Annotated in this window: 18 protein-coding genes, 2 rRNA genes and 1 riboswitch; all 20 genes read right to left on the bottom strand. The window is 40.7% G+C overall.

The window, feature by feature from the left end:
• Nucleotides 1-67 precede the first annotated feature (67 nt).
• A complete protein-coding gene (purF, locus tag IEO70_RS10920) occupies nt 68-1,483 on the bottom strand; it encodes an amidophosphoribosyltransferase (RefSeq protein WP_190998400.1) in 1,416 nt (471 codons plus the stop codon).
• Complete coding sequence (gene purL / locus IEO70_RS10925; protein WP_190998401.1) at nt 1,468-3,687, bottom strand: phosphoribosylformylglycinamidine synthase subunit PurL; 2,220 nt, start codon at nt 3,685-3,687, stop codon at nt 1,468-1,470. The genes purF and purL overlap by 16 nt, the downstream gene beginning before the upstream one ends.
• Nucleotides 3,671-4,357: a phosphoribosylformylglycinamidine synthase subunit PurQ gene (gene purQ, locus IEO70_RS10930; protein ID WP_190998402.1), complete on the bottom strand. Its 687-nt coding sequence runs from the start codon at nt 4,355-4,357 to the stop codon at nt 3,671-3,673. The genes purL and purQ overlap by 17 nt, the downstream gene beginning before the upstream one ends.
• Nucleotides 4,354-4,608, bottom strand: coding sequence for a phosphoribosylformylglycinamidine synthase subunit PurS (purS, locus tag IEO70_RS10935; RefSeq protein WP_190998403.1), 255 nt, complete (start codon nt 4,606-4,608; stop codon nt 4,354-4,356). Before purS ends, purQ begins: the two co-directional genes overlap by 4 nt.
• Nucleotides 4,601-5,320 (bottom strand): phosphoribosylaminoimidazolesuccinocarboxamide synthase, encoded by a 720-nt coding sequence (purC, locus tag IEO70_RS10940; protein WP_190998404.1) that lies wholly within the window; start codon nt 5,318-5,320, stop codon nt 4,601-4,603. Before purC ends, purS begins: the two co-directional genes overlap by 8 nt.
• A gap of 101 nt (nt 5,321-5,421) precedes the next feature.
• Complete coding sequence (gene purB, locus IEO70_RS10945; RefSeq protein ID WP_190998405.1) at nt 5,422-6,720, bottom strand: adenylosuccinate lyase; 1,299 nt, start codon at nt 6,718-6,720, stop codon at nt 5,422-5,424.
• A gap of 25 nt (nt 6,721-6,745) precedes the next feature.
• Nucleotides 6,746-7,876, bottom strand: coding sequence for a 5-(carboxyamino)imidazole ribonucleotide synthase (gene purK, locus IEO70_RS10950; protein WP_328820918.1), 1,131 nt, complete (start codon nt 7,874-7,876; stop codon nt 6,746-6,748).
• Complete coding sequence (purE, locus tag IEO70_RS10955) at nt 7,860-8,348, bottom strand: 5-(carboxyamino)imidazole ribonucleotide mutase (RefSeq protein ID WP_190998407.1); 489 nt, start codon at nt 8,346-8,348, stop codon at nt 7,860-7,862. Before purE ends, purK begins: the two co-directional genes overlap by 17 nt.
• A gap of 165 nt (nt 8,349-8,513) precedes the next feature.
• A riboswitch (purine riboswitch) is annotated at nt 8,514-8,615 on the bottom strand.
• 66 nt (nt 8,616-8,681) lie between these two features.
• On the bottom strand, nt 8,682-8,891 hold the full coding sequence (locus IEO70_RS10960) for an NETI motif-containing protein (RefSeq protein WP_190998408.1): 210 nt from the start codon (nt 8,889-8,891) through the stop codon (nt 8,682-8,684).
• Between the two features lie 271 nt (nt 8,892-9,162).
• Nucleotides 9,163-9,297 carry a hypothetical protein gene (locus IEO70_RS20200; protein ID WP_268938735.1) on the bottom strand — a complete coding sequence of 45 codons (135 nt, stop codon included), beginning with the start codon at nt 9,295-9,297 and terminating at the stop codon, nt 9,163-9,165.
• 51 nt (nt 9,298-9,348) lie between these two features.
• A complete protein-coding gene (gene nrdG, locus IEO70_RS10965; protein ID WP_190998409.1) occupies nt 9,349-9,882 on the bottom strand; it encodes an anaerobic ribonucleoside-triphosphate reductase activating protein in 534 nt (177 codons plus the stop codon).
• Nucleotides 9,883-9,908: 26 nt separating this feature from the next.
• A complete protein-coding gene (locus IEO70_RS10970) occupies nt 9,909-11,738 on the bottom strand; it encodes an anaerobic ribonucleoside triphosphate reductase (RefSeq protein ID WP_235973573.1) in 1,830 nt (609 codons plus the stop codon).
• A 114-nt stretch (nt 11,739-11,852) separates the two neighbouring features.
• Nucleotides 11,853-13,697 carry a reverse transcriptase domain-containing protein gene (locus tag IEO70_RS10975; RefSeq protein ID WP_190998410.1) on the bottom strand — a complete coding sequence of 615 codons (1,845 nt, stop codon included), beginning with the start codon at nt 13,695-13,697 and terminating at the stop codon, nt 11,853-11,855.
• A 607-nt stretch (nt 13,698-14,304) separates the two neighbouring features.
• Nucleotides 14,305-14,856: an anaerobic ribonucleoside-triphosphate reductase gene (nrdD, locus tag IEO70_RS10980; RefSeq protein WP_190998411.1), complete on the bottom strand. Its 552-nt coding sequence runs from the start codon at nt 14,854-14,856 to the stop codon at nt 14,305-14,307.
• Nucleotides 14,857-15,229: 373 nt separating this feature from the next.
• A complete protein-coding gene (locus IEO70_RS10985) occupies nt 15,230-17,107 on the bottom strand; it encodes a PTS fructose transporter subunit IIABC (RefSeq protein WP_190998412.1) in 1,878 nt (625 codons plus the stop codon).
• A 16-nt stretch (nt 17,108-17,123) separates the two neighbouring features.
• Nucleotides 17,124-18,035: a 1-phosphofructokinase gene (gene pfkB, locus IEO70_RS10990; RefSeq protein WP_190998413.1), complete on the bottom strand. Its 912-nt coding sequence runs from the start codon at nt 18,033-18,035 to the stop codon at nt 17,124-17,126.
• Nucleotides 18,032-18,784 carry a DeoR/GlpR family DNA-binding transcription regulator gene (locus IEO70_RS10995; protein ID WP_235973574.1) on the bottom strand — a complete coding sequence of 251 codons (753 nt, stop codon included), beginning with the start codon at nt 18,782-18,784 and terminating at the stop codon, nt 18,032-18,034. The genes pfkB and IEO70_RS10995 overlap by 4 nt, the downstream gene beginning before the upstream one ends.
• 259 nt (nt 18,785-19,043) lie before the next feature.
• Nucleotides 19,044-19,988: a mannose-6-phosphate isomerase, class I gene (gene manA, locus IEO70_RS11000; RefSeq protein WP_190998432.1), complete on the bottom strand. Its 945-nt coding sequence runs from the start codon at nt 19,986-19,988 to the stop codon at nt 19,044-19,046.
• A 606-nt stretch (nt 19,989-20,594) separates the two neighbouring features.
• Nucleotides 20,595-20,710: ribosomal RNA gene (gene rrf, locus IEO70_RS11005) — 5S ribosomal RNA — on the bottom strand.
• Between the two features lie 200 nt (nt 20,711-20,910).
• A 23S ribosomal RNA gene (locus tag IEO70_RS11010) occupies nt 20,911-20,999 on the bottom strand; the annotation flags it as partial.

The raw sequence follows: 20,999 nt of genomic DNA on the forward strand, positions 1-20,999 counted from the left end.
ATCAATCGATTGATTGAATCACTTACTCTCTGTAAAAAAGCAGCATGAACCATGCTGCTTTTGTTCATTATGAAATAGGTGTTGGTTGTTTTTCTAATGCTTCGTAAATTTCAGTCGGGTACTTGCCGGTAAAGCATGCTAGGCACTGACCGCCAGTTTCTCCTGCATCCGGTCTGCCGATTGCTTCGACCATACCTTCTACGCTTAAGAATGTTAGAGAATCTGCTTCAATCATTTCTCTTATTTCCTCGACGGAAAGTTGAGCCGCAATAAGTTCCTCGCGCGTCGATGTATCAATGCCGTAGAAGCAAGGGTTTTTTATCGGCGGTGAGCTGATGACAACATGCACTTCCGTTGCGCCTGCTTCCTTCAGCATTCTGACGATTCTTCGGCTTGTCGTACCGCGCACGATGGAATCATCGACCATGATGACACGCTTGCCTTCTACAACGCCGCGAACTGGTGAAAGCTTCATCTTAACGCCTTGCTCACGAAGCGCTTGTGACGGCTGAATGAATGTACGGCCGATATATCTATTTTTGATTAGACCCATTTCGTATGGGATACCTGCTGCTTCAGCATAACCAATTGCTGCTGAGATGCTTGAATCTGGCACACCGGTTACAACATCCGCTTCAATTAGAGCCTCGGCTGCGAGCTTTTTGCCTAAGTTTTTGCGCGCTGTATGGACATTAATACCGTCAATATCGCTATCAGGACGAGAGAAATACACGTATTCCATTGCACACATCGCACGTTTATTGGCTACTGCGAAAAACTCCGATGTGATGCCTTCGTCTGTGATAACAACCAATTCACCCGGTTCAATATCGCGGACAAATCTTGCCCCCACTAAATCAAGCGCACACGTTTCCGATGCGATGACATAAGCATCGCCGATCATTCCTAGAGACAAAGGACGCAAACCGTATGGGTCACGCGCAAGAATTAATTGCTTCTCGCCCATAAACAAGAATGCATACGCACCTTTCACTAAGCTTAGCGCATTTTTTACACGATCTTTTAATGATGTGAAACCAGAGCGTCTAATTAAGTGAGCGACTACTTCCGTATCAGAAGAAGTTTGAAAAATACTGCCTTGAGACTCCAGCTGTGCTTTTAATTGCGTCGCATTAATCAAATTACCGTTATGCGCTAGTGCCATGCTTTCATTTTGGAAGTGGAAAAGGAGCGGCTGAACGTTTTCATAGCCACCGCCTCCCGCTGTTGCATAGCGCACATGGCCGATAGAGCCTTTACCACTGACTTCTTTCATACGTTCAGCAGTAAAAACCTCCATAACCAGTCCTTCACCTTTTACGCCAGTCAGCTTTTCGCCGTCTGTCAAAACCATTCCAGCTCCCTCTTGACCACGGTGCTGAAGGCTATGCAAACCATAATACGTCAGCTGCGCTGCATCCTCATGACCCCAAACACCAAATACACCGCATTCTTCGTTGAGTCCTTTTATTTCAGCAAGCATGGAATAGCCCCTTTCCAAGCAGATTCCAACTCTTTAACGTTTTCTTTTAATACAACATGCTTTTCATTATCTAAAATAGTCATATCTGCTCCATTTACTACTTCACCGATTTTGATTGCATCATCAATGATACTTTCAAATGCTTTCGTATATGTTTGCGGCACTGACACTAAGAAACGAGATTGAGCCTCGCTGAATAATTCAACTGCTGCATCACCATTAATGGTTACGTTTGCCCCAAGCTCTGTTCCGAATAATGATTCTGCTAAAGCAACGGCTAAGCCACCTTCTGCCAAGTCATGCGCTGAAGCGATAACTCCTAAACGAATAGCCTCTAGCAACTGCTTTTGACGCTTTAATTCTACATCAAGGTCGATAGATGGAGCTTTTCCGAACACTTTGCCGTGAAGCATTTTTTGAAGCTCCGTTCCGCCCCATTCTTCTTTGCTTTCTCCAATTAAATAAATAACATCTCCGACTTTTTTGAAGTTTTGCGTTGTAACATGTTTCATGTCAGAAACGAGGCCGACCATACCGATTACAGGTGTCGGGTAAACAGCTTCACCGTTTGTTTCGTTGTATAAAGAAACGTTTCCGCCAATTACCGGTGTAGATAAAGTACGGCAAGCTTCGCTCATACCGTCTGCCGCTTTTTCAATTTGCCAGAAAATCTCCGGTTTTTCCGGATTACCGAAGTTCAAGCAGTCAGTGATTGCCAATGGCTCAGCGCCGGAACATACGATATTGCGGGCAGCTTCTGCAACAGCGATTTTACCGCCTTCAACCGGATCCAAGTAAATATATCGGGAGTTGCAGTCTGTCGTCATCGCTAATGCCTTGTTTGTACCGCGAACGCGTACTACCGCTGCATCCGAACCTGGGGATACAACTGTATTTGTGCGCACCATATAGTCATATTGGTCATATACCCATTCTTTGCTCGCAATAGTCGGCTGCTGAAGTAGGTCTTTTAATGTTTGGCCAAAATCGCTGATGATTGGCGTATCCAAGTGCATGTTTTGGAACTCGCTATAGTATGCAGGTTCCTCAGACGGCTTATGGTATACAGGTGCATCTTCAGCTAAAGCATCAACCGGAACGTCGGCTACTACTTCACCTTTATGAAGCAAACGAAGTTGTTTATCATCTGTTACAACACCGACTGCCACCGCTTCTAAATCATATTTCGAGAATAAGTCGACGATTTCTTGCTCGCGGCCTTTTTTAACAACGATCAGCATTCTCTCTTGTGATTCAGACAACATCATTTCATAAGCTGTCATGCCTGTTTCACGTTGAGGGACAAGGTCCAGATTCATTTCAATACCTGATCCGGCTTTACTTGCCATTTCAGCTGATGAACTTGTTAAACCGGCAGCACCCATATCTTGAATACCGACTAATGCATCGCTTTGAATTAGCTCCAGACATGCTTCAAGTAACAATTTCTCCATGAACGGATCGCCAACTTGAACAGCAGGGCGATTATCGCCTGACGTTTCAGTCAATTCTTCAGAAGCGAATGTTGCTCCGTGGATGCCATCGCGCCCTGTTTTAGCGCCTACATACATCACTGTATTGCCGACACCGTGTGCTTGCCCTTTTTTAATATCTTTATGGTCAATCAACCCGACGCACATTGCGTTTACTAGTGGATTGCCTTCATAGCATTTATCGAACTGGATTTCTCCGCCGACTGTTGGAATGCCGATACAGTTTCCATAGCCTGCGATCCCGGCTACTACTTCTTTAAATAAGTATTTCGTGCGTGCATTGTCCAGCTCACCGAAACGAAGCGAGTTTAATAGAGCAATAGGGCGAGCACCCATTGAGAATACGTCACGAATGATACCACCCACACCTGTAGCTGCGCCTTGGTATGGCTCAATTGCTGAAGGATGATTATGGCTTTCAATTTTAAATACAACCGCTTGGTTATCGCCGATATCAACGATACCCGCTCCTTCTCCAGGACCTTGAAGCACTTTCTCTCCTGTGATTGGGAACTTTTTCAATACCGGTTTGGAGTTTTTGTAAGAGCAATGCTCTGACCACATTACCGAAAATAATCCGATTTCCGTGTAGTTAGGAAGACGACCTAAAATTTTCTTCACCATATCGAATTCTTCAGGAGAAAGTCCCATCTCTGCATATATTTTTTCTGATTCAATCTGTGCCGGACTTGGCTCAAGCAGTAACGACATTTGATTCCCTCCAATGTTTAACGATTGATTTAAATAATTTTAATCCGTCTGCACTTCCTAATAACGCATCGACAGCACGCTCAGGATGTGGCATCATTCCCAATACATTTCCGCGTTCGTTCGTAATACCAGCAATATCCGCTAAGCTGCCGTTCGGATTTGTTCCACCATATGTGAATGCGATTTGATTGTTTTCTTTCAGCTTTTGAAGTGTTTCTTCATCGCAATAGTAGTTGCCTTCACCGTGGGCAATCGGAATAGTAATCACTTCATTTTCTTCGTAAAGGTTCGTGAACATTGTTTTATTGTTTTCGACCTTTAAAGACACGTTACGGCAAATGAAATGCAAGCTTTCATTTCTTCTCATCGCGCCGGGAAGCAAGCCTGCCTCCAATAAAATTTGGAAGCCATTGCAAACACCCAAAACCGGTTTGCCTTCGTTCGCTGCTTTAATCACTTGCTCCATTACATTCGAGAAGCGTGCGATAGCGCCTGTGCGAAGATAGTCTCCGTATGAGAAACCTCCCGGCAGCAAAATGCCGTCATATGAGGATAAATCTGTTTCTGTATGCCAAACATATTCTACTTCTTCTCCAAGCTCATCTTTGATGGCATGATACATATCGACATCACAGTTTGAGCCAGGAAATACGATCACTGCGAACTTCACTGAGCGACAACCTCCTCAACATCGTAGCGGTAGTCTTCTATAACAGTATTCACTAGCAACTTTTCACATACTTCTTTTACTACTTCATTTACATTGCGATCGCTCTTCTCAATCGTCAATTCCATATATTTACCGATGCGGACATCGCTGATTTCTGTATATGAAAGGCTGTTTAATGAATGTTGCACAGCCGTCCCTTGTGGATCTAATACACTTTCTCGTAATGTTACATAAACCTTCACTTTATACATGCTTCGTTCCTCCAAGTCTAGTTAAAATCTCTTCATATGCATCTGTTATATTCCCTAAATCCCGACGGAATACATCTTTGTCGAGTTTTTCGCCTGTCGCACTATCCCATAGACGGCAAGTGTCCGGTGAAATTTCATCTGCCAGCAAAATATCTCCGGCTTCCGTTTTTCCGAACTCAAGCTTAAAATCTATCAATCTAATATTTATATATTCAAAAAATTCAGTCAGTACATTATTGATTTGGAAAGCCTGCTCAGAGATTACAGCCTTTTCATCCTCTGAAACAATCTCCAGCAGATCAATGTGTGCATCTGTCAGAAGCGGATCACCTAAAGCATCATTTTTATAATAAAACTCTATTATCGGCTTTCGAAGCTTAACACCCTCTTCGATTCCCAATCGCTTAGAAAAACTGCCAGCCGCCACGTTACGAACGACTACCTCTAACGGAATGATGTTTACCTTACGCGCTAAGTGCTCGCGGTCGGAGATTTTTTTTACAAAATGAGAAGTAATTCCCGCACTCTCAAGCTTTGTAAACAGCAGGCATGTAATCTCGTTATTTAAAACGCCTTTACCTTGAATAGCTGCCTTCTTTTCTCCGTTAAAAGCTGTAGCTTGATCGGTATATTCAAGCCAAACGATGTTGTCATCATTTGTGGCATATACTTTCTTTGCTTTTCCTTCGTAAAGCAATGATCCTTTTTCCATCTGCATAAACCCCCAACATTAGCAATATTAGTACTAGTCAGTCTTTTGAAATCACATCTGTGAAGTGAGATTAATCTCACTTCACAGATGCTAATGTTTTATCAGCCTTCAAGTCCTACACGTTGGAAAATGACATCAACATTTTTCAAATGATACGTAGGGTCAAAGCAATCAGCAATTTCTTCTGCTGAAAGCAAATTTTTGATTTTTTCATCTGCTTCAATCAATGAACGGAATGGCACTTGCTCTTCCCAGGCCTGCATCGCTTTCGGTTGAACTGTGTCGTAAGCTTCCTCACGAACAAGCCCTTTATCAATCAATGCGAGCAATACACGTTGAGAATAAATTAAGCCAAGTGTACGATCCATATTGCGTTTCATGTTTTCCGGGAATACTGTTAAGTTTTTAATGATATTTCCGAAACGGTTCAACATGTAGTTCAATGCGATTGTCGCATCCGGCAAAATGATACGTTCTGCAGATGAATGCGAAATATCACGCTCATGCCATAGCGGAACATTTTCATAAGCCGTCATCATATAGCCGCGAATGACACGTGCTAGACCTGTCATATTTTCCGAACCGATCGGGTTGCGTTTATGCGGCATTGCTGAAGAGCCTTTTTGACCTTTCGCAAATGCTTCTTCTACTTCACGTGTTTCACTTTTTTGCAAACCGCGAACTTCAACAGCAAACTTCTCGATTGATGTCGCTATTAAAGCTAGTGTGCTCATGTAGTGAGCATGACGGTCACGTTGCAATGTTTGCGTAGAAATTGGAGCTGGCTTTGTACCAAGCTTTTCACACACGTATGCTTCTACAAAAGGATCGATATTAGCATAAGTTCCGACAGCACCTGAAATTTTGCCGTATTCTACGCTTTCGCGTCCTGCTTTAAAACGCTCCAAATTACGTTTCATCTCTTCGTACCAAAGTGCCATTTTCAAACCAAATGTCGTTGGCTCAGCATGTACACCGTGTGTCCGTCCCATCATAACTGTATATTTATATTCAAGTGCTTTATTTTTTAAGATTTCAATGAAACGCTCGATATCCGCTTGCAAAATATCATTTGCTTGCTTCAACAAGTATGAATTGGCTGTATCTACTACGTCTGTAGAAGTTAAACCATAGTGCACCCACTTGCGTTCTTCTCCTAACGTTTCAGATACTGCGCGAGTAAAAGCTACCACATCATGGCGAGTTTCTAATTCAATTTCCGCAATGCGATTAATATCGAATGAAGCATTTTCACGAAGAAGCTTTACATCCTCTTTCGGAATAACTCCTAATTCTGACCATGCTTCACATGCAAGAATCTCAACTTCCAGCCATGCTTTAAAGCGGTTCTCTTCCGTCCAAATCGCGCCCATTTCAGGTCTTGTATAACGTCCAATCATGTTTTTGTTCCTCCAAATCTATTGCTTATGACCAAATTTTACTTTGCTCTGCTTCTTTGAGAGCAAGATCCGTATTGTCTCTTAGTATATTGACATGCCCCATCTTCCGCTTAAGCTTAGCCTCTGATTTTCCGTACAAATGGATTTTCCAGTTGTCTAGTTTCGGAATGTTTTCCATTAATGCATCCATATGCTCACCTAAGATGTTGACCATCACAACCGGCTTTAACAGTGTTGTATCACCAAGCTTCCAATTACAAACCGCTCGAATGTGCTGTTCGAATTGCGAAGTCTCACAAGCTTCCATCGTATAATGACCAGAGTTGTGCGGACGCGGCGCCAGTTCATTAATATAAATGTCGCCATCCTCTGTCACAAACATCTCAACGGCAAGTATACCGACCATATTCATGGAATTGGCGATTAAGATTGCTTGCTTATTAGCTAATTGCTCTGTTTCTTCGGTGATTCGTGCCGGGACAATGCTTTGATGCAAAATATTATCGTGATGTATATTCTCAGCTACAGGGAAAACCTTTGTTTCTCCGTCGACGTTTCTGGCAACAATAACGGAAATTTCTTTCGAGAAGTTAATCCAAGTCTCTAATACGCAATCAGACTGCCCAAGAAGCTTTACTGCTTCCGCCACATCTTCTTTGCTTTTCAAAACATGTTGTCCTTTTCCATCATACCCTCCGGTAGCTGTTTTCAAAACGCATGGAAAACCGATAATCCCAACTTGCTCAGTCAAATCATCTTTCGTTTTAATTACAGCGTAAGGAGCTACTTTCGCGCCGCTTTCTGTTATCGTCCGTTTCTCAATGATTCGGTTTTGACTGATTTTCAAAAGCTCCGAGCCTTGCGGGACGTAAGCATTATTTAATAATGTATCCAATGCTTCGCCGTTTATATTTTCAAATTCGAATGTAATGACATCACTTACCCGAGCAAGCTGCTGCAATGCATCCAAATCATCGTAGTTTGCTGTTATTTCAATATCCGCTACTTGACCGCAGGGACAGTCAGGCGTCGGATCGAGAACTGCAATTTTAAAACCGGAAGCTTTAGCTGCGAGAGCCATCATTCTTCCAAGCTGTCCGCCGCCGATAATGCCGATTGTTTGACCTGGTAAAATGACTTTATTTAAGTTGTTCACTTGTCTCAAGCACCTTTTCCTTCGTCTCATTTCGCATTGTTTCCAGCTTTTCTGCCAATTGTTCATCAAATGCCGACAACATTTGTGCCGCAAGTAACCCTGCATTTGTCGCTCCTGCTTTACCGATTGCCACTGTCGCTACTGGAACACCGCCGGGCATTTGCACGATTGACAGTAAAGAGTCCAAACCGTTCAATGCTTTTGATTGCACGGGCACACCAATAACAGGTAAAGTCGTTTTCGCCGCTACCATTCCCGGTAAATGCGCCGCTCCTCCCGCACCTGCAATAATAACCTTCAAACCTGATTCTCGCGCTGTTTCTGCATATTGAAACATTAAATCAGGTGTTCTATGTGCTGAAACTACTTTTTTATCAAATGGAATCTGTAACTCTTCCAATACTTCACATGCATACTTCATTGTTTCCCAGTCTGAAATACTCCCCATAATTACGCCGACTTGAGGCTTCATTATTTTCCCTCCAAGAATGTATAAGCTTATTTGCTGACTTAAGATGTCATGTATTTCCATGCATAGAAATGCCCGAATGGATTACTTAATACAAGAGAAAGCAAGCTATTCGGGCAAATTGAATGGTTCTTTTTCCCTTTTGACAAAAAGAACCATCATGTCCATATAGTATGTACTTCCTCTCATAGTCTGATTATTTACGGTAATCAGGTAGAAACTTATGGGCCATATCCCCAAGATTATACAAGAGACTATCATTTATTGTAGTTACATCTTAACAACCAAACGTCTATATTGTCAACTAATAATCGAACGATAACAAACTAAAATTGTTTAATCGTTCGCTTTTAGGTCCGTTTTCTTTGCTTCAAAGATTATTTTTTGGCCTGCCGGCTCATAATTTTTTTCCCCATTTACAATAACTTCTTTAAAAATCGGCTTTTCAATCCGTTTGACCGGCATATAGCCTTCCTCTTTCATGCGATCTAAGCACATGCCGATTGTTTCATTTTCTTCTACTTCAAACTTTTTCTTTGCTGCCATAAATGTTTTTTACCTCCATACGGTTTCTTAGCTGTTGTTAGTTTAACCTAAGCTATTTATTTAAGTAAAGCTGTCCATTGGTTGGTGCTGTCGATTTTCGCTATGGGCGGACGCTTTCCGCTTCAATCAACGAATAATATCTGCTTTAAATAAATCAAACTTGCACAAAGGCACTTTTCACGCCTAAATTAAGCATGTAACTAGTAGCTGGCTATCATCCGCTAGGTTCCTCGACGAAATGAAGCAGCTTTCCTCTGTAATTCTTCCACTTTTACATATATTCATCTACTTTCACAAACAATTCACCCGCTTCTACAGCTAATTCAACCATTCTCGGAATTAATTCACCCGTTTTCAAATAATTCGTCCGACCGGCAGTACCAGCTATAATTGAGCAAAAAGCCACTCTTATTTGCTAGTTTATCGTTCCAAGGACATCAAAAAAGAGGCTGTCGTCTCAACAGCCTCTTTCTTCTTGCATATATTCCTCAAAGCAGACGACTTCACTGTGCAGCAGAGATTGCTGCACGTTGATAATTCGTTGGTTAGAGGATCCTCTGAATAATAAGTGCACAGATTTCAATTGTTCCATGAAACGTCCGTCTACGAGCGTATCTACATACTGCAATAAGTTCTTGTTGTGCTCGCAGTTCGGGTTTTTATCATTAATTAAGTTTTCATAACGGAAACCGGTATAGGCCCAGACATCTAAGCCAATCTGCTTCGCTTCACGGGCAATATCGAGTAATGCTTCCGATTGAAGGAACGGTTCTCCCCCTGAGAGTGTAATCCCTCTTTGAAGTTTTGTTGCTTTTATTTGCTTTATAATATCTTCTGCGTTCATCATAAAGCCTGCCTGCATATCATGTGTTTGCGGATTGTGACATCCCGGGCACAGATGCGGACAGCCCTGTGTCCAAATCACGGTGCGCAGGCCAGGGCCATCCACTATGCTGTCGAATGTTAAAGGCGCTGCCAGTCTTACTTGCATAGCTGAATAACCTCCAAAATAATCTATTACATGTGTTTCACACGGTCATGTACTTCTGCCTTCTTCGCGTTGTTGAAACGGTCTACTGTCCCAACTAAGTAGCCAGTGATCCTTCTGATTCGATCAAATTTGATTTGGCTGTCTTCTTCGTTGCGGCCGCAGTTCGGGCATACATTGCCTTCAATCACGCCTGAATAACCGCATACAGGGTCGCGGTCAACCGGATGATTAATACTTCCGTAACCGATGCCAAGCTCTTTCATTGAGCGAATAATCGTTTCAAACGCTTCAAGGTTGTTAGTCGGATTACCATCCAATTCAATATACGTAATATGTCCTGCATTTGTCAGCTCATGATATGGCGCTTCAAGTGCCACTTTATCAAATGCGCCGATTTTGTAATAAACGGGAACGTGGAAAGAATTCGTATAGTAATCACGGTCTGTCACACCTTCAATTTTGCCGTATTTTTTACGGTCAATCGCTGTAAATCTTCCTGATAAGCCTTCAGCAGGCGTTGCGATTAATGAGAAGTTTAACTGGTACTGCTTAGCTGCGTCATCCATTCTCTTACGCATATGAGAAATGATTTTCAGACCTAATTCTTGCGCTTCTTTACTTTCGCCATGATGCTCGCCGATTAAAGCTTTCAAGCATTCCGCCAAGCCGATAAAGCCGGCAGTTAATGTACCTTGCTTAATGACTTCTTCAAGCGTACTATCCGGGCTTAAGTTCTCTGAACCTCTCCATACGTGTTGACCCATCAGGAATGGGAAGTTCTTCACGCGTTTGCTGCCTTGAACTTGCATACGCTCTAACAGTTGGTCGATAACTAAATCAAGCTTCTCATCAAGTTCTTTGAAGAAACCATCCAAATCCGCTTGCTCATGTGTTAAGATACCATGCTTAATGCCAAGACGGGGCAAGTTGATTGTTGTGAAAGAAAGATTGCCTCGGCCGCTGACTACATCATCGCCGCACTCATTGCCTAATACCCTTGTTCTGCAACCCATGTATGTCGCTTCTGTTTCCGGTCTGCCTTCCACGTAGTATTGCGCATTGAACGGCGCATCAAGGAAGCTGAAGTTCGGGAATAGGCGCTTCGCAGATACACGACATGCCAACTTAAACAAATCATAGTTCGGATCGCCAGGATTTAAACTGATGCCCTCTTTCACTTTGAAGATCAGGATTGGGAAAATAGGTGTTTCACCGTTACCAAGTCCGCTTTCAACACTTAGTAGAAGGTTCTCAGTCACCATACGTCCTTCTGCAGAAGTGTCCGTACCAAAGTTCACACTTGAAAATGGAACTTGAGCTCCTGCACGTGAATGCATTGTATTTAAGTTATGAATGAATGCCTCCATTGCCTGATATGTTTTGCGTTTCGTTTCTTTAGAAGCTTCTTTATACGCAAAGCGCTGAATTTTGCCTGCTAGTTTTTCATCGATGTTGAACTGTTCCATCAACAGCTGTTGTTCGGATGCTTTATATTCATCTGCCAATGACAGCTGAAGCATTGTATTGCTTACCTCTTCAACTTTTTCGATAAAGCCCTTCATATCTGTCAGCTCTTCATCTTCCAGGTCCAACATAAGCTCCAGACCTTGCTGTAAGTGACTTGCATAAGATTTGCGGAATGTCTTTTTGACACCATCAGCTAAACCGTAATCAAAGAATGGTATACTTTGACCGCCATGCTGGTCATTTTGGTTGCTTTGAATCGCGATTGCTGCAAGCGCCGCATAGCTCATGATGTCATTTGGCTCACGCAAGAAGCCGTGACCTGTTGAGAAGCCACCTTTAAACAACTTCAGTAAATCAATTTGACAGCAAGTCAGCGTACCCATATTCATAAAGTAGGGTAGGCACCCAGCGCTTTGCTATATTTCTATAGTAAGTTTCCAGGAACCCCCCGCAGAACCGTACGTACACCTCTCGATGTATACGGCTCCCCATCTATACACTTGTCATTTTATTTTCTGTCCGTCAAATACACCATTATGTATTTTTCTATGACAGTGTTTACATACCACTAGAGTTTTTCTTCTTTTTGCTATCATTACTTTTTCCCAATTTTCTTTTCCCTTTAAGTTTTTGACCTTATTAACGTGATGTACTTCATATTCATGTTCATCACCAGAAATTCCACACAATTCGCAAGAATTTGCTCTGATTCTATCTTCCAATTGTGTTCTTGTGGCATAGAAGTTAACCACTTTATTATCTAATGATTTACCTGCTTTACCCTGCTTAATACGTTTGAACCCTTTATTATAGAATTCTTGGTATTTTTCTTTACCATCTTTTCCATAATATTTTATTCCCCAATTGTCACCGATTCTGAATCTCTTCCTAATCTCGACAACTGTTGTTCTGTATTTATTAGCAAAAGTTTTGAGGCAACTATACTCTTGTGCATGATAGTACATGTTCATTACTGTACTTACGTTTTCAGCCATACAGAAGTAATTATACAATCCTCTAATTTCAGCATTAACTTGTGAAATTATTTCTAAGTCTGAGTTTTGTAGTAATTCTTTTCTATGCATCATTCTCCAACTTTTAGCATTCATATCTTTTACAAGCCCTTTTTCGCTAACCCACTTCTGTAGGCTACCTTCCGGTATTCGTAAACGAATTCTTCCATTTAACGTTTTCTTTGGGATACCGTTTTTATCTTTCTTGACTTGATTAGAATGATATATGCTTATGCTATATCCTAGGAATTTTGCTTCCTTTGTTGTGTGTGTTATCAATGTTTTCTCTTCAGATAATTCAAGTTGCAATTCTTCCGCAAGGAAATCCTTCATTTTCTTTTTAAGCGCTACGCAATCTTCTTTGCTACCATATACTGCAACTAAGAAGTCATCTGCATATCGTACATAATCTATTTTCTTATATGAAGTATCTCGATTATCCCATCTTGGGAATCTGCTTCTCTCTTTTCTGTACATTTCTTTAAGTTTTAGAGCTTCTTTTATATCGCTTCTATTTGACATAGATTTCATTTTCTTATTCAGATGAATGATTCTCTCATTCCATAATCGATATTTAGGATGAACTTTTCTACCTTTCATCCTATCACCTTTATCGAATTCTTCTTTTAGCGTTCTCTCAACGAAATTATCAAACTCATTTAAGTATATATTTGCTAATATCGGGGATATTATTCCACCTTGCGGTGTACCGCTATATGAATTATGGAATTTCCAATCCTCCAAATAACCTGCTCTTAGAAATTTCCATATAAGGCGTATAAATTTTTCATCTGTAATCCTTCTTCGTAATATCTCAATCATTTTATTATGATTAATATTATCAAAGAAGCCTTTTATATCACCTTCTATGAACCATTTAGAACCTGTAAAACTATTTTGTACTTTATTGAGAGCAGAATGACAACTTCTTTCAAGACGAAATCCATGAGAGTTATCTGAGAAATTAGGCTCGTATATAGCCTCTAATATTGTTCTACACACTTCCTGGACTAGCTTATCTGAAAACGATGGTATGCCAATTGGTCTTTTCTTATCAGAATTTTTCTTTGGGATATGAGTTCTTCTTACTGGATTCGGTTGATAGCTTTCGTCTTTTAGAGATGCTATCAACCTCTGTACCGTTTCGATACTGAATCCATCAGCAGTTTCATTATCAACACCTTTGGTACTACTACCTCTGTTTCTTGATAATTTTGCGTATGCTTTAATGTAGAATTCCTCATTGTACATATGTCTATATAATCTGTTGTATTTGTAATTCTCTTTATTGGCATGTTTTGACAAGTTGTCTATCACTATTTTAGAACTTTGCAAGAGTATTACACTCCTTTCTATTTTGTTCAAGACAGTATAAACTGTTCTCCTTCGCCATGTAATAGGCTTTCCCTATCTCGGACTACTACGAGAACTCCGTTACCATATAGGATATTCAGTGTCATCTTTCTTAGCTATTCACCTTGAAATTTATCACCCAAAGGCATTACACATAGGTCAAAGATTTCTTAACCATTCCTACTTAGGCAATCCCCAGTTAATTATTGCATATAGTTAATTTCATTGGTTTGTCGGAATGAACTTTCGTCTTTCACTATTAACTAATAGTTGTGCTCATTTTCTGTCGTATTATACTGTTCAGAATGGACTTGTCTGAAAGTACATTATCAGTTCAACTGATTTAATGAGAGTTAAGTTTCAGCGATAATTCTTAACTGTCCACGATAAAACCACTCAGACTATTCTTCAAGCAGTCTAGCTTTATTCCTCGTAACCAATACCATACCATTACGTACCGTTCTTTTTTATATCGCTTTAAGAACTTACGATTCTTGACTGACATGCTATACTCCCCTTCGTGTTTCCATTCCGGATAAGTCAGCTGGTACTTGAGCGATACGACTCGCTACTGACACTCATGAGTGTCTTACGCAATAACCCTATCTGGGCGCACGTCCATATCATGAATATGAATTTCACCCGCTTCATGTGCCTTTGTATGTTCAGGCTTTAACATATTAGTTTTGCAAAATTCCTTAGAAACCGCACTTCCGTATTGCAACATTGTCCCCATTGCTGTGTTTCCGTCGATATTGGCATTTTCACGTTTCACATCAGCTGCATCTGCATCAGAAAAAGTGATTTCCTTTATTTCTTTCATTAAACGACTTTGTGAATCGCGAACACGGCTGCGTTCAGCTCTATATAAAATGTATTGCTCGCTTGTTTTAGCATGACCCGTTTCAATCAGTACTTTAACAACCGCATCTTGAATATCCTCAACATTCGGTGTTTTCCCAAAGAAGTTTTGATTGATTTTTGTTACCACTTCATCAGCCAATTGTTCTGACATATGGTAGTCTGCTTCCGTACCTTCTCTTTTGGATACTTCTTCAGCCGCTAAATAGATTGCCCTTGTAATTCTTTCTTTATTAAAAGGAATTTTTCTTCCGTCTCGTTTGTATACTTCCTTAATCATTCCATATCCCCCATTCTCTATATATTGACATTTGATATTCATAATAATACAACATATAGTATATGTACCCAAAAAAATCCCCTTTAACTCCTGTTAAAGGGCTTGTTAATTTATATATTAACGGTATCAAATAACGATATTATCGTCAAAAGCAGTTAATGGTAATTCGGTGTTTTGTTGTAAAGAAAACTTGCCTTTGACAAGACTGATAGGGCGTAGGTAAAGGTCTAGTTGCACTTGTACTATAGACTTTAAAATTGACAAATACGTCGAATTTTCTACTTTGTCGCCAATTTATGTACTTTCTTAGAGCATAAAAAAACAAGCAGCGCCGTCTAAACTTCAGCCAGCAACTGCTTGTTTGGTTAACTTATTAAAGTCTTTCCGCTACAGGCTTTTTCCAGAAACCAACTAGTAATGCTGTTACAATTGATCCGATCAATAATGATACAACATACATAATTGGATTGCTGATTGCCCAGATTACGAAGATTCCACCGTGTGGAGCTTGAGATATACATCCGAAGAACATTGCTAATGCACCTGCAAGAGCAGAACCAATTATACAGCTAACGATTACGCGAATCGGGTCAGCTGCCGCAAATGGAATCGCACCTTCTGTAATGAAAGAAAGACCCATGATGTAGTTTGTTTTACCTGATTCTCTTTCAGCTTGAGTAAATTTATTTTTAAAGAATGTTGTTGCTAAAGCTAATCCTAGAGGCGGAACCATACCACCAATCATAGTAGCTGCTTGTGGCGCAAAGTTGTCAGAAGCAGCCATTGCAATACCGAATGCGAAGGCAGTTTTGTTGAATGGACCACCCATATCGATTGCCATCATGCCGCCTAGAACTAAACCTAATACTACTGCATTAGCGCCAGAAAGACCATTTAAGAAATTCATCAATCCGTCCATGATAAACGCGATTGGTGTGTTAATAACGAAAATCATTAATAGACCAACAACTAGAGTACCACATAATGGATATAATAGTGTCGGTTTTAAACCTTCAAGAGACTGTGGTAAATAAGAGAACAATTTCTTTAGACCTAAAATTACGTAACCTGCAAGGAAACCAGCAATTAAACCGCCTAAGAAACCTGCTCCACCATTAACTGCTAACAAACCGCCGACCATACCAGGAGCGAATGCAGGACGGTCACCGATTGCACTTGCAATGAATGCAGCCAATACCGGAACCATTAAGCCAAGAGCTGTTCCGCCACCAATTGTATTTAAAGCTTCAGCGAAAGCACCTTTTGTTTCATATCCACCGAATAAGAATGCTAATGCAACGATTAAACCGCCGCCGACAACGAATGGAAGCATGTTAGAGATACCGTTCATTAATGGTTTATAAACATACTCTTTGAATCCGCCTTCTGAGCGAGTTGACTCTTCATTACTAGAACCTTCACCTGTTGCTTGGTAAACTGGCGCATCTTGTTTTAACGCACGATCAAGAAGCTCATCAGTTTTACGGATACCTTGCGCAACAGGTACTTTAATAACATGCTTGCCTGCGAAACGGTCCATTTCAACTTGCTTATCAGCAGCAACGATGATTGCATGCGCTTTTTCGATTTCTTCTTTTGTTAACTCACCTTTGATTCCTGTAGAACCATTAGTTTCTACTTTGAAAGCAATACCGCGTTCTTTTGCACGGCCTTTAAGAGCATCCGCCGCCATGTAAGTGTGAGCAATACCAGTCGGACAAGCTGTTACAGCAAGGATTAATTTTTCATCCTCAGCAGTTTCTACTACTTGCTCTACTTCTTCCTCACCATCTTCTTCTCTTTCTTTTGCATCGATAATGCTGATAACTTCATCCGGAGTTTTAGCTCCTAATAATTTATTGCGGAAGTCAGCATCCATTAATAGCATAGATAGACGAGATAATGTTTCTAAGTGTTCGTTATTTGCTCCAGCGCTTGCTGCAATCATGAAAATCAGATGAGCTGGTTGGCCGTCTAGTGATTCATAATCAACACCCGCTTCTGATTTAGCAAATGCGATTGAAGGGATTTTAACAGCATCTGTTTTCGCGTGAGGAATCGCGATTCCTTCGCCGATACCAGTTGTGCTTTGACCTTCCCTTGTTAAAATTGCTTCCTTATATCCTTCTAAGCTGTTCAGACGTCCAGCATCATATAGCTTTTGCGTTAATTCATCGATTACTTCAACTTTTGTTGTTGCTTTTAAGTCGAGAATAACGGTATCTTTTTTCAATAAATCCGTAATTTTCATCGTTTACCACCTTTAATTATAGTTTTGTGATGACAACTTGATCCATTAATGAATCAATTTTTTCTTTAGTTGCTAAGTCTTGACTAAATGCTGTTGCACTACCAGTTGCTACTGCTGTTTGGAATGCCTTAACAAAATCTTGTTCCTTTGAGTAAGTTCCGATAAATCCTGCTACAAGTGAGTCACCAGCTCCAACAGAATTCAATACCTTCCCTTTAGGAATAGTAGCTGTATAAACTTCACCATTTGTGAAAAGAAGCGCTCCGTCGCCAGCCATAGAAACGATGACGTTTTGTGCGCCCATTTCTACAACTTTTTTACCGTATGGAATAACTTCTTCAACTGTTGTGATTTTCGTTCCAAATAACTCGCTTAATTCGTGGTGATTTGGTTTTACTAAGAATGGTTTATCTTGTAATACTTCTGCAAGGATTTTCCCTCCTGCATCCACTACTACTTTTACTCCGCGTGCGCTGAATTTTTGTGTCAGCTCAGAGTAGAATGTGTTCGGTAATGATGGAGGAATGCTTCCTGCTAGAACAAGAATATCTCCTTCTTGCAATGCTTCAAGTTTGTTGTTCAGCTCTTCGATGTTTTCTGCAGTTAATGCAGGACCTTGACCATTTAACTCTGTTTCTTCACCTGTTTTAAGCTTAATATTGATGCGAGAGTCATCTTGCACTTTTACGAAGTCTGTTTGAACGCCTTCATTTTCTAGCGTATCTTGAATGAATCCGCCAGTGAAGCCTCCTACAAACCCTAAAGCTTTAGATGGCACATCAATTGTATTTAAAACTCGAGAAACGTTAATACCCTTTCCACCTGGGAACTTGCTTTCGCGATCAATTCGGTTCAGATGATCAAGCTGGAAATGATCAACTTCAACGATATAATCAATAGATGGATTAAGCGTTACTGTATATATCACGGTGTCACAACCTTCACTTTTGTTTTTTCTTTATATTGTTTCAGAAGCAGTTCATCTTTATTATTCGTAATAATCGTTGCTTCATGTATATCAGCTACCTTCGAGAAGAAGGTTTCACCAAATTTAGTATGATCAGCTAGTACAAATGCTTCTTCAGCCAATTCCATTGCGATACTCTTCAAGATGCTCTCTTCCGGATCAGGAGTTGTATATCCCAATTCCAAATCGACACCGTTCATGCCAATAAAAGATTTATTAAAACGATATTTCTTCAAGCTTTCCTGTGCTGCTGAGCCCACGATTGCTTTTGTATTCGCTTTAATTTTCCCCCCTAATAAATAGGTTGGCACATCTGCATTCGTCAGCGCTTCGATATGCATCAACCCGTTTGTTACCACAATGATTTTCTTCTCAACTAAAAAAGGCAGCATATGCTCAACAGTCGTACCTGCATCAAGATAAATGCAGTCACCATCGTGAATTGTATCAACCGCAACCTTTGCAATCGCTTTCTTTTCAACCAAACTTTTATCGGTCTTATCCTTCATAGTAGGTTCATCAATTTTCGAGAGCGGAAGTTTTGCCCCGCCATGAACCCTCCGTAATAAGCCGTTTTCTTCCAGCAAAGCTAAATCTCTTCTGATTGTTGATTCAGAAGAATTCGTTTGTTGAACAATCATTTTTAAACTGACAACTCCATGCTTCGCTAACAACTCCATAATGATTCGATGACGCTCTGTCGTTAACAACTCAACACTTCCCTTGTAGTTGATAAAAATAGTATAAATGAACAAACAGTCACTTTCAATCATTTTCAGTCAAAAACAATCATAAATAGTCTTCCACTTTTACCTTTTTTTGTTCTTTTTTTCACAAATCATACACAAATTAATCACATTTTGAATTTTCATTAACGAAACCTACCAAAAACGCTCATACATCAAACTGCAAATTCGGCAAAACACAAAAAACCGCTCACACTCGGTAAGCGGTTTTCTTCTATTTATATTATACATGAGAGACAATTAGTTCCATTTCACCATTTAGTGTAAACTGTCCGAACTGACTCGGTAATAAGAAATGTGAGCCCTTCTCTAATGTATACTCCTTATTCTTATGGACCAGCACTCCATTGCCATCAATGACACTGCATAATAAAAACGGATATTCTTGTTCAAATTCTGCTTGGCCATTGACCTCCCATTTATCAACGGTGAAGAAGTCATTTTCCACAAAATGCGTTATATTGACACCCCCATGCTTTGTTGTGTCGAATACAAGCTGTTCCTCCTGAAATGGAACAGTGATCACATCCTTTGACTTATCTAAATGTAATTCGCGCAAATTGCCCTCAGCATCTTTTCGGTCATAATCGTATAAACGGTACGTTGTATCGGAGTTTTGCTGCGTTTCTAATACTAGTGTTCCTTTGCAAAGCGCATGTACTGTCCCGCTTGGCACATAAAAGAAATCGCCCTTCTTGATCGGTACAGTTCGAAGTAACTTGTCCCATTCTCCTTCATCAATCATGCTTTGCAATTCCTCTTTCGTCTGAGCATGATGACCGTATATAAGCTCTGCCCCTTCTTCACAATCTATAATGTACCAGCATTCTGTTTTGCCAAGTTCACCATTTTCATTCGCCTTTGCATAATTATCATTCGGATGTACCTGAACAGACAAATCAGCATTTGCATCCAATATTTTTGTTAATAGAGGGAAAGTGTCACCTTCTAAACCGCCGAATAACTCTCGATGGCTACCCCATAAATCCGCCAGCGTTTGCCCTTGATACCGGCCGTTTTTTACAACGCTCGGTCCGTTCGGATGAGCAGAAAACGCCCAGCATTCCCCTGTTTGAGTGGAAGGAAGTTTATAACCAAAGCTTTCAAGCTTCGTACCTCCCCAAATTCTCTCTTTAAAGACAGGTTCAAAAAATATTGGTTCCATTATGATCTCTCCTATTTCTAAAATGTAATAGAAGCCCTCCCGCTGCATGTTGCAGTAGTTGGACCTCCTTTTCAATTAATTCTGTACTGCCTTAAATATACAAAAATACAAACTCCTTGTTTATGGTAATTTTTGTGTGTTAATTCTTATAGTTCTCTTCTCTTCAATTTGCTTTCTCTATCCTACCCTGATTTTTGTAGTTTTATTGAGCGACAAACCATTTTTATTCAAGTCTTACTAATACGTACTTATAGAACAAAAAAAGACCAGCTTCATCAGCTGATCTTCATCTTGCCCGGCAACGTCCTACTCTCACAGGGGGAGACCCCCAACTACCATCGGCGCGCGAGCTTAACTTCCGTATTCGACTCCCGGCGAACGATAAGCGGCGAATCTCTTCGTCCATTTCACTCGTTCCGTCCTCACGTACACCGTACGCTCCGGGCGTCACTCCCTCATTTCCTCGACCTTCTTGCTTCTCCTTCACCGGGTTTGGGCAGTTTTAATTTTGTATTCAGTCCTAAGAGGTTAGCTTCTTAACTCTGAACCTTCGGTTCAGTTATTTTATGACACAAAAAAAGACCAGCTTCATCAGCTGATCTTCATCTTGCCCGGCAACGTCCTACTCTCACAGGGGGAGACCCCCAACTACCATCGGCGCTGAAGAGCTTAACTTCCGTGTTCGGAATGGGAACGGGTGTGGCCTCTTCGCCATCATTACCAGACAATATTTTTTTAAAAAGGTTTATTCCTTCAAAACTAGATAACAGAAGGTAAGTAATTTGCTTAAAAACACGTTGTATTGTCCAGCTACGGCTCCTAGTTTCTCGGTCGTTTCGGTTTGCCACTCAAATCCAAAACCGGGATTTTTCGTGTCAACCCTCCAACTCCTAACGAAACTGAACAGTCGCCTTCGCTTTTCTATTTGGTTAAGTCCTCGTTCGATTAGTATTGGTCAACTCCATGCGTCGCCGCACTTCCATCTCCAACCTATCAACCTGATCATCTTTCAGG

This window comes from Peribacillus faecalis, from assembly GCF_014712675.1.
GTDB lineage: Bacteria > Bacillota > Bacilli > Bacillales > DSM-1321 > Bacillus_AD > Bacillus_AD faecalis.